Origin of the sequence: Streptomyces sp. NBC_01296, assembly GCF_035984415.1 — a bacterium.
Taxonomy (GTDB): Bacteria; Actinomycetota; Actinomycetes; order Streptomycetales; family Streptomycetaceae; genus Streptomyces.
On record NZ_CP130720.1, the window covers coordinates 6,141,873 to 6,155,568 of the forward strand.

General features: G+C 68.0%; 13 protein-coding genes and 1 riboswitch. Of the genes, 10 read left to right on the forward strand and 3 right to left on the reverse strand.

Features of this window, described 5'->3' with window-relative positions; translation table 11 throughout:
• Positions 1 to 82: 82 nt before the first annotated feature.
• The 4 genes from ctaC to OG299_RS27970 all read left to right on the forward strand — a co-directional run bounded on the left by ctaC (position 83) and on the right by OG299_RS27970 (position 4,542).
• Positions 83 to 1,057, forward strand: coding sequence for an aa3-type cytochrome oxidase subunit II (gene ctaC / locus OG299_RS27955; protein ID WP_266629965.1), 975 nt, complete (start codon positions 83 to 85; stop codon positions 1,055 to 1,057).
• Positions 1,054 to 2,784, forward strand: coding sequence for an aa3-type cytochrome oxidase subunit I (gene ctaD / locus OG299_RS27960; RefSeq protein ID WP_327362979.1), 1,731 nt, complete (start codon positions 1,054 to 1,056; stop codon positions 2,782 to 2,784). Before ctaC ends, ctaD begins: the two co-directional genes overlap by 4 nt.
• Positions 2,781 to 3,179 (forward strand): cytochrome c oxidase subunit 4, encoded by a 399-nt coding sequence (locus OG299_RS27965; protein ID WP_266629969.1) that lies wholly within the window; start codon positions 2,781 to 2,783, stop codon positions 3,177 to 3,179. Before ctaD ends, OG299_RS27965 begins: the two co-directional genes overlap by 4 nt.
• Positions 3,180 to 3,294: 115 nt before the next feature.
• On the forward strand, positions 3,295 to 4,542 hold the full coding sequence (locus OG299_RS27970) for a L,D-transpeptidase (protein WP_327362980.1): 1,248 nt from the start codon (positions 3,295 to 3,297) through the stop codon (positions 4,540 to 4,542).
• A 240-nt stretch (positions 4,543 to 4,782) separates the two neighbouring features.
• On the opposite strand, the gene OG299_RS27975 is transcribed toward OG299_RS27970, so the two are convergent.
• Entirely contained in the window at positions 4,783 to 5,187 is a 405-nt protein-coding gene (locus OG299_RS27975; RefSeq protein ID WP_266629973.1) for a DNA-binding transcriptional response regulator, read from the reverse strand.
• Between the two features lie 198 nt (positions 5,188 to 5,385).
• On the opposite strand from OG299_RS27975, the gene ctaE reads away from it, so the two are divergent.
• The 6 genes from ctaE to OG299_RS28005 all read left to right on the forward strand — a co-directional run bounded on the left by ctaE (position 5,386) and on the right by OG299_RS28005 (position 12,600).
• Entirely contained in the window at positions 5,386 to 6,006 is a 621-nt protein-coding gene (gene ctaE / locus OG299_RS27980; protein WP_266629975.1) for an aa3-type cytochrome oxidase subunit III, read from the forward strand.
• A gap of 76 nt (positions 6,007 to 6,082) precedes the next feature.
• Positions 6,083 to 6,892: a cytochrome bc1 complex diheme cytochrome c subunit gene (gene qcrC / locus OG299_RS27985; RefSeq protein WP_266629977.1), complete on the forward strand. Its 810-nt coding sequence runs from the start codon at positions 6,083 to 6,085 to the stop codon at positions 6,890 to 6,892.
• A complete protein-coding gene (gene qcrA / locus OG299_RS27990; protein ID WP_266629979.1) occupies positions 6,889 to 7,947 on the forward strand; it encodes a cytochrome bc1 complex Rieske iron-sulfur subunit in 1,059 nt (352 codons plus the stop codon). The genes qcrC and qcrA overlap by 4 nt, the downstream gene beginning before the upstream one ends.
• Positions 7,944 to 9,569: a cytochrome bc1 complex cytochrome b subunit gene (qcrB, locus tag OG299_RS27995; protein WP_266629981.1), complete on the forward strand. Its 1,626-nt coding sequence runs from the start codon at positions 7,944 to 7,946 to the stop codon at positions 9,567 to 9,569. Before qcrA ends, qcrB begins: the two co-directional genes overlap by 4 nt.
• 154 nt (positions 9,570 to 9,723) lie before the next feature.
• A complete protein-coding gene (trpD, locus tag OG299_RS28000) occupies positions 9,724 to 10,788 on the forward strand; it encodes an anthranilate phosphoribosyltransferase (RefSeq protein ID WP_266629983.1) in 1,065 nt (354 codons plus the stop codon).
• 86 nt (positions 10,789 to 10,874) lie between these two features.
• A riboswitch (SAM riboswitch) is annotated at positions 10,875 to 10,991 on the forward strand.
• A gap of 220 nt (positions 10,992 to 11,211) precedes the next feature.
• Positions 11,212 to 12,600 carry an aminotransferase class V-fold PLP-dependent enzyme gene (locus OG299_RS28005; protein WP_327362981.1) on the forward strand — a complete coding sequence of 463 codons (1,389 nt, stop codon included), beginning with the start codon at positions 11,212 to 11,214 and terminating at the stop codon, positions 12,598 to 12,600.
• 15 nt (positions 12,601 to 12,615) lie between these two features.
• On the opposite strand, the gene OG299_RS28010 is transcribed toward OG299_RS28005, so the two are convergent.
• Positions 12,616 to 12,897: an Lrp/AsnC family transcriptional regulator gene (locus tag OG299_RS28010; protein ID WP_030013053.1), complete on the reverse strand. Its 282-nt coding sequence runs from the start codon at positions 12,895 to 12,897 to the stop codon at positions 12,616 to 12,618.
• Positions 12,894 to 13,628, reverse strand: a complete 735-nt coding sequence (locus OG299_RS28015; protein ID WP_266629987.1) for a rhomboid family intramembrane serine protease — start codon at positions 13,626 to 13,628, stop codon at positions 12,894 to 12,896. The genes OG299_RS28010 and OG299_RS28015 overlap by 4 nt, the downstream gene beginning before the upstream one ends.
• Positions 13,629 to 13,696 lie beyond the last annotated feature (68 nt).

Here is a 13,696-nt window from a genome sequence, read left to right on the forward strand (position 1 = left end):
CCCTGCCTGCGTCAGGGCCGGCGACCGACCCGAATACGGCCGCGGCCGGCCGCGCGGGCCGAGACTCTCGGGAAGGCGCTACGTGAGTCCCTACGGCTCCGACCGCTCGCCGCGGCGCCCGATGCGGCGGAAGCTGCTGCAGGCGCTGACTGCGGGCGCGGTCCTGGCGACCGCCACTGGTTGCTCGTACAACTGGCAAGACTTCCCCCGGCTCGGAATGCCCTATCCGGTCACGGAGGAGGCGCCTCGCATCCTGTCCCTGTGGCAGGGGTCGTGGGCAGCTGCTCTCATCACGGGCATCCTGGTCTGGGGCCTGATCATCTGGAGCGTCATCTTCCACCGGCGCAGCCGGACGAAGGTGGAGGTCCCCCCGCAGACCCGGTACAACATGCCCATCGAGGCGCTGTACACCGTGGTACCGCTCATCATCGTCTCGGTGCTCTTCTACTTCACCGCGCGTGACGAGTCGAAGCTGCTCGCGCTCACCCCGAAGCCGGCGCACACGATCAACGTGATCGGCTTCCAGTGGAGCTGGGGCTTCAACTACGTCGAGAACGTCGACGGCGATGCGGCGACCCCGAAGGCGGGCGAGGTTCCCAAGGAGCTCGCCAACATCCCGGACCGCTTCACCAAGGAATTCCCCGCGGGCGCCGAAGGCGTCTACGAGAAGGGCGTTCCCGGCGACCGGAACCCGCAGACGGGCAACCCGGGGCCGACCCTCTGGCTCCCCAAGGGCGAGAAGGTTCGCTTCATCCTGTCGTCGAACGACGTCATCCACTCCTTCTGGGTGGTCCCCTTCCTGTTCAAGCAGGACGTCATCCCGGGCCACACCAACGTCTTCGAGGTCACCCCGTCCCAGGAGGGCACCTTCGTGGGCAAGTGCGCCGAGCTCTGCGGCGTCGACCACTCCCGGATGCTCTTCAACGTCAAGGTCGTCTCGCCCGAGGCCTACCGGGCGCACCTCAAGGAACTGGCCGAGAAGGGGCAGACCGGCTTCCTCCCGGCCGGCATCAAGCAGACTGACCCGGCCCGGAATGCGGAGACGAACAAACTGTGAGCATCCTCAACGAATCTCAGGGTGCCGCCGCCGACTCGTATGAAAACGAGCTGCCGGTGCGGCGCAAGCAGCCGGGCAATGTCGTCGTGAAGTGGATGACCACTACCGACCACAAGACCATCGGCACGATGTACCTGGTCACGTCGTTCGTGTTCTTCATCATCGGCGGTCTGCTGGCGCTCGCCATGCGCGCCGAGCTGGCCCGTCCGGGCACGCAGATCATGTCGAACGAGCAGTTCAACCAGGCGTTCACCATGCATGGCACGATCATGCTGCTGATGTTCGCCACCCCGCTCTTCGCGGGCTTCGCGAACTGGATCATGCCGCTGCAGATCGGCGCGCCCGACGTGGCGTTCCCGCGGCTGAACATGTTCGCGTACTGGCTGTACCTCTTCGGCTCGAGCATCGCGGTGGCCGGTTTCGTGACGCCGAACGGCGCCGCCGACTTCGGCTGGTTCGCCTACTCCCCGCTGTCGGACGCGGTCCGCTCGCCGGGCATCGGCGCCGACATGTGGATCATGGGTCTGGCCTTCTCGGGCTTCGGCACGATCCTCGGCTCGGTCAACTTCATCACCACGATCATCTGCATGCGCGCCCCCGGCATGACGATGTTCCGCATGCCGATCTTCACCTGGAACGTGCTGCTGACCGGTGTCCTGGTCCTGCTCGCCTTCCCGGTGCTGGCCGCCGCGCTGTTCGCGCTGGAGGCCGACCGCAAGTTCGGTGCGCATGTATTCGACGCCTCAAACGGCGGAGCATTGCTCTGGCAACACCTCTTCTGGTTCTTCGGACACCCAGAGGTGTACATCATCGCGCTACCGTTCTTCGGAATCGTCTCCGAGATCATTCCGGTCTTCTCCCGCAAGCCGATGTTCGGTTACATCGGTCTCATCGGTGCGACGATCGCGATCGCCGGCCTCTCGGTGACCGTGTGGGCCCACCACATGTACGTCACCGGCGGTGTGCTGCTGCCGTTCTTCTCCTTCATGACCTTCCTGATCGCGGTACCGACCGGTGTGAAGTTCTTCAACTGGATCGGCACCATGTGGAAGGGCTCGCTGTCCTTCGAGACCCCGATGCTCTGGACGATCGGCTTCCTGGTCACCTTCACCTTCGGTGGTCTGACCGGCGTCATCCTGGCCTCGCCCCCGATGGACTTCCACGTCTCCGACTCGTACTTCGTCGTCGCGCACTTCCACTACGTCGTCTTCGGCACCGTGGTGTTCGCGATGTTCGCCGGCTTCCACTTCTGGTGGCCGAAGTTCACGGGCAAGATGCTGGACGAGCGCCTCGGCAAGATCACCTTCTGGACGCTGTTCATCGGCTTCCACGGCACGTTCCTGGTGCAGCACTGGCTGGGTGCCGAGGGCATGCCGCGTCGTTACGCGGACTACCTCGCGGCCGACGGCTTCACCGCCCTGAACACGATCTCGACGATCAGCTCGTTCCTGCTGGGCATGTCGATGCTGCCGTTCATGTACAACGTCTGGAAGACGGCGAAGTACGGCAAGAAGGTCGAGGTCGACGACCCGTGGGGCTACGGCCGTTCGCTCGAGTGGGCGACGTCCTGCCCGCCGCCGCGGCACAACTTCCTCACCCTGCCGCGGATCCGTTCCGAATCCCCGGCGTTCGACCTGCACCACCCTGAGATCGCGGCCCTCGACCACCTCGAGGACCACAGCGTCGCCGCCAAGGCCGTCACTGGTGGCAAGGAGGCCGGCAAGTGAAGATCCAGGGCAAGATGTTCCTCTGGCTCTCCTTCTTCATCCTGATCATGGCCGTCGTGTACGGCGTGTGGTCGAAGGAGCCCGTCGGAACCACCGCGCTCTTCCTGGCCTTCGGCCTGAGCGTCATGATCGGCTACTACCTGGCCTTCACGGCCAAGCGCGTGGACGAGATGGCCCAGGACAACCTGGAGGCCGACGTCGCCGACGAGGCGGGCGAGCTGGGGTTCTTCGCCCCGCACAGCTGGCAGCCGCTCTCGCTGGGCATCGGCGGTGCGCTCGCGTTCATGGGCGTCATCTTCGGCTGGTGGCTCATGTACTTCTCGGCCCCGATCATCGTGATCGGCCTGTGGGGCTGGGTGTACGAGTACTACCGCGGTGAGAACCAGAACCAGTAGCACCGCAAGCAGAACGAACGCCAGGGGCCCGGACACCTCCAACGGAGGAGTCCGGGCCCCTCGTTTGCAGTCACCCCGCGCGCCGTAATGGTCATACCTTCATAGCGTTGGCTCCATGAAGCACTCACCGCGTCTTAGGACGGTACTCAGCTGCTCCGTGCTGGTCGCGTCCCTGGGGGCCGGCGCCACCGCCTGCGGGCCCGGAGACAACCCGCTGTCAGCCCGCCCGTACGACGCGGGCGACCAGGTCGTCTTCAACCAGCCCCCGGGCGGCCGGCCCCTCGACCCCGAGAAGCCCTTGGAGATCACCGCCAAGGGGACCGGCGGCAACCGGATCACCGACGTGTCCGCCGTGGACGCCCAGGGCCGCCGGCTCGCGGGCGAGCTGAGCGCCAAGGGCGATCGCTGGCACAGCACCGCCCCGATGGCCGCAGGCGTCCGTTACACGGTCCTGGTGAACACCGAGGACGAGCGCGGGGCTCCGGGGCAGCGCAGGCTGACGTTCGAGACCACTCCGGCCAAGCAGGTCCTGAAGGTCGAATTCGGGCCGGACGAGGGCAAGTACGGCGTCGGACAGCCCATCACGGCCGAACTGAACGAGCCCATCACGGACAAGGCCGCCCGTGCGATCGTGGAGCGGGGCCTGGTCGTCGACATGCCGCCGGGTGTCGAGGGCGCCTGGCACTGGGTGGACGACAAGCACCTGCACTTCCGCCCGAAGGACTACTGGCCCGCCCACTCCGCCGTCTCCGTACGGAGCAATCTGGAGGGCATCAAGATCTCCGACGAGTTCCACGGGGCCGCCAGCAAGCCGCTGAGGCTGGAGATCGGGGACCGGGTCGAGGTCACCACCGACGCGTCCTCGCACTACCTCACGTTCGAGCGCAACGGAGAAGTGATCAATACCATTCCGGTGACCACCGGAAAGCCCGGCTTCTCCACCCGCAACGGGGTCAAGGTGGTGCTCGGCAAGCAGTACTTCGTCCAGATGCGCGGCGACACCGTCGGCATCGGCGGCAGCGAGTACTACAACCTGCCCGTCTACTACGCGACCCGCGTCACCTGGAGTGGTGAATACGTGCACGCCGCACCGTGGTCCGTGGGCTCGCAGGGCTACGAGAACGTCAGCCACGGCTGCACCGGCATGAGCACGGGCAACGCCGCCTGGTTCTACGAGAACATCACCGAGGGCGACATCGTCCGGGTGATCAACAGTATCGGCGACGACATGGAGCCGTTCGGGAACGGCTTCGGCGACTGGAACCTGGACTGGAAGGACTGGCGCGAGGGCAGCGCCCTCCTCAAGGGCACCCAGGAAGGCCGCAGCCCGATCGACAAGGCCCGCCTGCGGCCGACTGTTTAGGTCGGCTTCGCCTCCGGGGCCGCCGGTGTCGGCTCCAGGAGGGCGTGCGTCCCACTGTTCGGGTCGGCTTCGCCTCCGGGGCCGCCGGTGTCGGCTCCAGGAGGGCGTGCGTCCTCGGAATCCGCTCGTTCCTCGCGGATTCCTCCGGGCGCTCGCCCTCCTTCGCCGACGCGGCCCCTTCGGCTCGGCCGACCGTGCCGTCAGCGGCGGGAGGCGGGCCGTACGGGGCAGAGGGGTGGGTCAGGCGGAGTTGGAGGCGAGCCGGGGGCGCAGCAGGCCCGCCAGGGCGTCCGCGAACTCCACCGGGTCGACCGGCAGGGTCACCGCCGCGTCCGCGCGGCTCCAGGTGGCCAGCCAGGCGTCCTGGGGGCGCCCCATCAGCAGCAGTACCGGCGGGCACCGGAAGATCTCGTCCTTGATCTGCCGGCACACGCCCATGCCCCCGGCCGGAACCGCCTCGCCGTCCAGCACGCACACGTCGATCCCGCCCGCGTCCAACTCGCTCAGGACGGCCGGGAGGGTGGCGCATTCCACGAACTCGACCGGCGGCAGGTCCGCGGCCGGCCTGCGCCCGGCCGCCAGCCGCACCTGCTCCCGGGTGCTCGCATCGTCGCTGTAGACCAGAACCCGTGCAGTCGACCGCATTTCGTTCCTCCACGGTGCCGTGAATAACGTTGATGTTGCGCGGGATGCTACTCCGTCCGACCCGGTGTCAACATCGGTTCGGACACCCTCGCCGACGAACGCGCCGGGCCGATCTGATGGGCCGTTCGGGCCTTGCACACGCCCCTGACACTCCGAACGGCACCCCCCGGGGTGAGGGCGGGATAAGCGACCGACATAATGTCGGTCGTGGCGACAGCAACGACAGTAGATACCGGGCACGCGCACCCGACGGTCAACCGGCCGAACCTCGTCAGCGTCGGAACCATCATCTGGTTGAGTTCCGAGCTGATGTTCTTCGCGGCCCTCTTCGCGATGTACTTCACCCTGCGATCCGTGACAGGTGCCGAGTACTGGGCAGAGCAGGCTTCGGCCTTGAATCTGCCCTTCTCGGCGACGAACACGACGATCCTGGTGCTTTCCTCCCTCACCTGCCAGCTCGGCGTTTTCGCCGCCGAGCGCGGTGACGTGAAGAAGCTCCGGTCGTGGTTCATGATCACATTCGTCATGGGTGCGATCTTCATTGGCGGCCAGGTGTTCGAGTACACCGAGCTGGTCAAGCACGAGGGCATGAGCCTCTCGTCCGGTCCGTACGGCTCCGTGTTCTACCTGACCACCGGGTTCCACGGTCTGCACGTGACGGGCGGTCTCATCGCCTTCCTGCTGGTCCTCGGCCGGACGTACGCGGCCAAGAGGTTCACCCACGAACAGGCCACGTCGGCCATCGTCGTGTCCTACTACTGGCACTTCGTCGATGTCGTCTGGATCGGCCTCTTCGCGACGATCTACCTGATCAAGTAGCGAACACGTCACCGGGCCAGACCCGGCACTCCATCCAGAAACACCGACGCAGAAGATCCTGACACCGGGGTAATCCGTGAAAAAGCTCTCCGCACGACGACGCCATCCGCTGGCGGCGGTCGTCGTTCTACTCCTCGCGCTGGCGGCCACTGGGGGGCTGTACGCCGCCTTCGCCCCCGCGGGCAAGGCGCAGGCCGATGAAACCGCCCAGTCCCTCGCCATCGAGGAGGGCAAGAAGCTCTACGCCGTGGGTTGCGCAAGCTGCCACGGAACCGGCGGTCAGGGTTCCACTGACGGCCCCAGCCTGGTCGGCGTCGGCTCCGCGGCCGTCGACTTCCAGGTGAGCACGGGCCGCATGCCCGCCCAGCAGCCCGGCGTGCAGGTGCCGAAGAAGCCGGTCATCTACGACCAGGCGCAGATCGACCAGCTCGCCGCCTACATCGGCTCGCTCGGCGCCGGCCCGATCGTGCCGACCGAGAAGCAGTACGACCCGGCGGGCGCCGACATCGCCAGGGGTGGTGAGCTCTTCCGCAACAACTGCGCGCAGTGCCACAACTTCACCGGTGAAGGCGGCGCACTGACGAACGGCAAGTACGCCCCCAGCCTTGAGGGCGTCGAGCCGAAGCACATCTACGAGGCCATGCTCACCGGCCCGCAGAACATGCCCTCCTTCCCGGACAGCACCATGCCGACGAAGGAGAAGAAGGACATCATCGCGTACATCCAGCACGTGAACGGCGAGCAGTCGGTCAGCCCTGGCGGCCTGAAGCTCGGTGGCCTCGGCCCCGTCTCCGAGGGTCTGTTCGGCTGGATCTTCGGTCTGGGTGCGCTGATCGCTGTCGCCGTCTGGGTCGCGGCCCACACCGCTAAGGCCAAGAAGTCATGAGTAGCCAAGAGATTCCCGAAGAGAAGCACCTGCCGAGCGAGCAGGGCGACGCGCACCACGGTGGCGTAGCAGTCGCGGACGACCCGTTCGCCGACCCGGGCCTGCCGGTCCACAAGCCCCGTATCCAGGACATCGACGAGCGGGCCGCGAGGCGCTCCGAGCGCACCGTGGCGATGCTGTTCACGCTGTCGATGCTGGCCACGATCGGCTTCATCGCCTCGTACGTGACCATCCCGGTCGACAAGATCGTCTACATCTTCCCCATCGGGAAGGTGAGCGGGCTCAACTTCGCCCTGGGAATGACCCTGGGCGTCGCCCTCTTCTGCATCGGCGCGGGCGCGGTCCACTGGGCCCGCACCCTGATGTCCGACGTGGAGGTCGCCGACGAGCGCCACGCGATCGCGGCGCCGCCGGAGGTCAAGGCGAAGGTCCTGTCGGACTTCGCCGACGGTGCGAACGAGTCCGCGATCGGCCGCCGTCCGCTGATCCGCAACACGATGCTGGGCGCGCTGGCCATGCTGCCGCTGTCCGCCGTCATGATCATGCGTGACCTGGGCCCGCTGCCCGAGGACAAGCTGCGCCACACGGTGTGGGCCAAGGGCAAGCTGCTGATCAACGACAACACGAACGAGCCGCTGCGTCCCGAGGACGTGCAGGTCGGTTCGCTGACCTTCGTCAGGCCTGAGGGCCTGGAGGAGGAGCAGCACGACTTCCAGACGCAGATCGCCAAGGCCGCCCTGATGATCGTCCGGATCAAGCCGGAGGACATCAAGGACAAGCAGGAACTCGAGTGGTCCCACGAGGGCATCGTGGCCTACTCGAAGATCTGCACCCACGTCGGCTGCCCGATCAGCCTGTACGAGCAGCAGACGCACCACGTGCTCTGCCCGTGCCACCAGTCCACTTTCGACCTCTCCGACGGCGCCCGTGTCATCTTCGGCCCGGCCGGCCACGCGCTTCCGCAGCTGCGGATCGGCGTGAACGGCGAAGGCTTCCTCGAGGCGCTCGGCGACTTCGAAGAGCCCGTCGGTCCTGCATTCTGGGAGCGCGGATGAGCACTGCCACCGATTCGAAGCGCAAAGCGCCGGCCGGCGAGCGGGTAGCCGACTGGGCGGACGGCCGCCTGGGCATCTACAGCCTGGCCAAGTCCAACATGCGCAAGATCTTCCCGGACCACTGGTCCTTCATGCTGGGTGAGATCTGCCTCTACAGCTTCATCATCATCATCCTCACGGGTGTGTACCTGACGCTGTTCTTCCACCCGAGCATGAACGAGGTCGTGTACCACGGCTCGTACGTGCCGATGCAGGGCGTCCAGATGTCCGAGGCCTTCGCCTCGACGCTGGACATCAGCTTCGACGTCCGCGGCGGTCTGCTCATCCGGCAGATCCACCACTGGGCGGCGCTGATCTTCGTCGCGGCGATGCTCGTGCACATGATGCGCGTGTTCTTCACCGGTGCGTTCCGCAAGCCGCGCGAGGTCAACTGGATCTTCGGCTTCCTGCTGCTGGTCCTCGGCATGTTCACCGGTTTCACCGGTTACTCCCTGCCGGACGACCTGCTCTCGGGCACCGGTGTCCGCTTCATGGAGGGCGCGATCCTGTCCGTGCCGATCGTCGGCACGTACCTGTCGTTCTTCCTCTTCGGCGGCGAGTTCCCCGGCGGCGACTTCGTCGCGCGGTTCTACTCGATCCACATCCTGCTGCTGCCCGGCATCATGATGGGCCTGCTGGTGGCCCACCTGATCCTGGTCTTCTACCACAAGCACACCCAGTTCGCGGGTCCCGGCAGGACGAACAACAACGTCGTCGGCATGCCGCTGCTGCCGGTCTACATGGCCAAGGCCGGAGGCTTCTTCTTCCTGGTCTTCGGCATCATCGCGGCCATCGCGGCGATCGCCTCGATCAACCCGATCTGGGCGCTCGGCCCGTACCGGCCGGACCACGTGTCCACCGGCGCGCAGCCCGACTGGTACATGGGCTTCTCCGAGGGCCTGATCCGTGCGATGCCCGGCTGGGAGATCAACCTCTGGGGCCACACGCTCGTCCTGGGCGTGTTCATCCCGCTGGTGATCTTCCCGCTGGTGCTGGCCGCGATCGCGGTGTACCCGTTCATCGAGTCCTGGGTCACCGGGGACAAGCGCGAGCACCACATCCTGGACCGCCCGCGCAACGTCCCGACCCGTACGGGCTTCGGTGTGGCATGGCTGACGTGGTACGTCATCCTGCTGATCGCCGGTGGAAACGACATGTTCGCGCAGTACTTCCACCTGTCGATCAACAACATCACCTGGTTCGCCCGAATCGGCTTCTTCGTCGGCCCGGTCATCGCGTTCGTCATCACCAAGCGGATCTGCCTCGGCCTCCAGCGCCGGGACCGGGACAAGGTGCTGCACGGTCGCGAGACCGGCATCATCAAGCGCCTGCCGCACGGTGAGTTCGTCGAGATCCACGAGCCGCTGACGCAGGGCAAGCTGCACACGCTGACCGCGCACGAGCAGTACAAGCCGGTCGAGATCGGCCCGACGGTCGACGAGAACGGCGTCGAGCGCAAGGTCGGCCGCATGGAGAAGCTCCGCGCGAAGCTCAGCAAGGGCTACTACGCGGAGGACAGCCAGATTCCGAAGCCCACGGTGGAGGAGTACAAGGAGATCCAGAGCGGCCACGGCCACCACTGATCCCGCTTGAGGGACTGATTTCGGTCAGTCCTGGTGTCGCCACGGCGAGAGCCCCGTCCAGTGTCCGGACGGGGCTCTTTGCCGTCCCCGGGGCTGGATAGGCTGGAGCCCTGCCCATTCGACCTGGAATCCCGACCAACAGCAGGAGCGGACCATGAACGTTGTGACCCCGGCAGGCGGCGACAGCGTGGCGGCCCGCGGCTGGCCGGGCGTCCTCGACGCCCTGCTGACCGGCCAGGACCTGCGCGCCGAGGAAACCGCCTGGGCCATGGACCGGATCATGCGCGGGGAGGCCACCGACGCCCAGATCGCCGGCTTCCTGGTGGCGCTGCGGGCCAAGGGCGAGACCGTCGCGGAGATCAACGGCCTCGTACGGTCCATGTACGGGCACGCCAACCTGATCGAGGTGCCGGGCCGGACGGTGGACATCGTCGGCACGGGCGGCGACGGGGCCAAGACCGTGAACATCTCGACGATGTCGTCGATCGTGGTGGCCGGTACGGGCGCCAAGGTGGTCAAGCACGGCAACCGGGCCGCGTCGAGCGACAGCGGTTCCTCGGACGTGCTGGAGAAGCTCGGCGTCAACCTGGACCTCAGCCCGGCGCGGGTCGTCGAGGTCGCGGAAGAGGCCGGCATCACCTTCTGCTTCGCGGTCAAGTTCCACCCGGCGCTGCGTCACGTGGCCGCGGCCCGCAGGGAGCTGGGCATCCGGACCACCTTCAACTTCATCGGCCCGCTGACCAACCCGGCGCGGGTACGGGCACAGGCCACGGGCGTCGCGGACCCCAGGGTGGCCCCCATCGTGGCGGGCGTGCTGGCGGAGCGCGGCTCCTCGGCGCTGGTGTTCCGCGGTGACGACGGCCTGGACGAGCTGACGACCACCGCCACCTCCCGGGTGTGGTGGGTCCGCGACGGCCGGGTGGACGAGCAGTCCTTCGACCCGCGCGACGTGGGCCTCCCGCTGGTCGACGTCTCCGCGCTGCGCGGTGCGGACGCCTCGTACAACGCGGACGTCGCCCGCCGCCTGCTGGCCGGCGAGACCGGCCCGGTCCGCGACGCGGTGCTGCTGAACTCGGCGGCTGCCCTGGTGGCCCTGGACCCCGGCACGGGCTCCCTGGAGGACCAGATCCGCGCCGCGATCGCCCGCGCGGCGCAGTCCGTCGACTCGGGCGCGGCGCGGGCGGCCCTGGACCGGTGGGTTGCCGCCAGCAACGCGTAGCGCCCGTTCTTTTCCGGCCAAGGCCCCGGTCCGCATGGTGGACCGGGGCCTTGTGCGTGCGGGATCTTGTGGCAGGATGCTGACCAGGTCACGAGTGACAGCGTTTAGGCCCCGGCTTGCTGTCCGGCAACCCTCCTTCCGTGGCGGGGTGCCCCGGGTGATGACCAGGTCGTAGGCAGAAAGGCCTACGGCAAGCGCGGATCCCTCGACACCAGGGGTCCTGGTCTCTCGAGGAGCTTTTTTCCGTGAGCAAGCGAATGCGATAGGGCGACTCCGCCCCTTCTTCACCCTCCGTGCGGTCCTGAGCCGTCCGCGCGTCGAGGCAACTCCCGTACCCCACCGCCGTATGCGCGTCCGCGCATCCGTGCACCCGCGTACGGGCCGTCCGAAGCCATTCAGCCTGTCCTGCCGGGAGATACCGCCATGTCCACGTACCCGAACGCCGTCGCCACCGCCCCCGTTGCCACCCCTGTCGACCCCGCCCGTGCCGAGCCGCTCGCGGTCCTCGGCCGGGACGTCACCGTTCCGCTCGTCACCGGCGGCGAGGTCACCTACGCGGCCCTCGACTACGCGGCCAGCGCCCCGGCCCTGCAGCGGGTCTGGGACGACGTCGCCGCGTACGCCCCCTACTACGGCAGCGTGCACCGCGGCGCCGGCTACCTCTCCCAGCTCTCCACCGACCTCTTCGAGCAGAGCCGCGCCACGGTCGCCGAGTTCCTCGACTGCCGCCCCGCCGACCAGGTCGTCTTCACCCGGTCCACCACCGACTCCCTGAACCTGCTCGCCGCCGTACTCCCGGCCGGCTGCCAGGTCTTCGTCTTCGAGACCGAGCACCACGCCTCGCTGCTGCCGTGGGTCGACGCGCAGGTCACGTACCTCAACGCCCCGAGGACCCCGGCCCAGGCCGTCGAGACCCTCGAGCGGGCGCTGGCCGACCGCGACCCGTACGGCCCGGCCCTCGTCTGCGTCACCGGCGCGTCCAACGTCACCGGTGAGCTGTGGCCGGTGAAGGAGCTCGCCGCGGCCGCGCACGCCCACGGCGCGCGGATCGTCCTGGACGCCGCCCAGCTGGCCCCGCACCACCCCGTTTCCGTGCAGGAGCTGGACGTGGACTGGGTGGCCTTCTCCGGGCACAAGCTGTACGCGCCGTTCGGCTCGGGCGTGCTGGCCGGCCGCGCGGACTGGCTGCAGCAGGCGGAGCCGTACCTGGCCGGCGGCGGCGCCTCCCGGAAGGTCGCCCGCCGCGCGGACGGCGGCGTCGACGTCGAGTGGCACACCACGGCCGCCCGACACGAGGCCGGCTCCCCGAACGTCATCGGCGTGTACTCCATCGCCTCCGCCTGCAAGGCCCTGACCGAGGCCGGCTTCGAGGACCTCGTCGCCCGCGAGCGGCACCTCATCGCGAAGGTCCGCGAAGGCCTGGCGGAGGTCCCGGCGGTCCGGATCCTGTCCCTCTTCGGGGACGACGCCCCGCGGGTCGGCGTCATCTCCTTCGTGGTGGACGGCTGGAACAGCTCGCACTTCGCGGCGGCGCTGTCGGCGGAGTACGGGATCGGCGTCCGCGACGGCCTGTTCTGCGCCCACCCGCTGGTCCGCACCCTGCTGGGCAGCGAGCCGCAGGCCCAGGGCGAATGCGGAGCCCCCGAGGCGGCGCCGGGGGAGCGCTCGCTGAACGCGATCCGGGTCAGCTTCGGCGCGGGCACTCCCGACGAGCACGTCGACCGCTTCGTCCGGGCGGTGAAGGAACTCGTCGCCGACGGCGCCAAGTGGCAGTACCGCACCGAGGAAGGCCGCTGTGTCCCGGCCGTGTGACGCTGTGCGGGCTTGTTACGCGTCGAGGCCGATCGCGAAGGCCGCTTCCAGGTCGTGCTGGGAGTAGGTGCGGAACGCCACGTGGGTGTCCGTCGCCTCCACGCCCGGGATCTTGCTGATGCGGCCCGGGATGATGTCCGCCAGGTTCTCGTGGCGGGCCACGCGGACCAGCGCGATCAGGTCGTACGTCCCCGTGACGGAGTAGACCTCGCTGACGTTTTCCAGCGCGGCGATCGACTCGGCGATCTCGGGGATGCGGTCCACGCTGGTCTTGATGAGCACGATCGCGGTGATCACGGCTGGCTGTCTCCCTCGGTGGCCGTCGCTGATCTCCTCACTCTAGTCGTACGCCGATACCGCACCCACGCGTAGACGAAGCCGAGCGAGAAGCCCACCACATGGGCCAGGTACGCCACCCCCGGGCCGCTGCCCGCGCGGTGCGCCGCCAGCCACTGGAGGCCGAACCAGAACAGCAGGACGATCCAGGCGGGGAAGCGCAGCGGCAGGAAGAGGAGGAACGGGAACAGGCTCGTGACCCTCGCCCGGGGGAACAGGCACAGGAAGGCCCCGAGCACCGCCGAGATCGCGCCCGACGCGCCGACCAGGGTCTGGGCGGAGGAGGCGTTGGCCGCCGCGTACGCAGCCAGGGCCAGGTAACCCGTACAGACGTAGAAGGACAGGAATTCCGGTCGGCCCATCCGCTCCTGCGTCATCACGCCGAAGACGTAGAGGAAGAGCATGTTGCCGAGCAGGTGCAGCCAGCTGCCGTGCACGAACAACGCGGTGAGCGGGGTCAGCAGCGCCCGCGCGGATCCCGTGAACAGCTCGTCCGGGACCACCCCCCAGCGCCGGAAGTACGAGGTCCCCGCCTCCAGTAACCGCTCGCCCGTGCCGTACGAGGGGTTCAGCCCCGAGGCCGGGCCGAGCAGGAACACCACGCAGCAGCCGGCGATCAGTGCGTGGACGACCACCGGGCCCCGGGCGGCCTCCCGGAGGGCCTGCCGCTTTACGATCATGCAATCGAGCATGACCCAAGAGGACCTGCCCGGAGCACCGGCAGGCCGTAGGGTTACGTGCTGCGGTCCGCCGATTGACG

What these genes read in the sequence shown, in the direction of transcription:
- OG299_RS27970 (WP_327362980.1), top strand. Translation starts at nt 3,295, where the DNA reads ATGAAGCACTCACCGCGTCTTAGGACGGTACTCAGCTGCTCCGTGCTG.
- OG299_RS27975 (WP_266629973.1), bottom strand. Translation starts at nt 5,187, where the DNA reads ATGCGGTCGACTGCACGGGTTCTGGTCTACAGCGACGATGCGAGCACC.
- ctaE (WP_266629975.1), top strand. Translation starts at nt 5,386, where the DNA reads ATGTCGGTCGTGGCGACAGCAACGACAGTAGATACCGGGCACGCGCAC.
- qcrA (WP_266629979.1), top strand. Translation starts at nt 6,889, where the DNA reads ATGAGTAGCCAAGAGATTCCCGAAGAGAAGCACCTGCCGAGCGAGCAG.
- qcrB (WP_266629981.1), top strand. Translation starts at nt 7,944, where the DNA reads ATGAGCACTGCCACCGATTCGAAGCGCAAAGCGCCGGCCGGCGAGCGG.
- trpD (WP_266629983.1), top strand. Translation starts at nt 9,724, where the DNA reads ATGAACGTTGTGACCCCGGCAGGCGGCGACAGCGTGGCGGCCCGCGGC.
- OG299_RS28005 (WP_327362981.1), top strand. Translation starts at nt 11,212, where the DNA reads ATGTCCACGTACCCGAACGCCGTCGCCACCGCCCCCGTTGCCACCCCT.
- OG299_RS28015 (WP_266629987.1), bottom strand. Translation starts at nt 13,628, where the DNA reads ATGCTCGATTGCATGATCGTAAAGCGGCAGGCCCTCCGGGAGGCCGCC.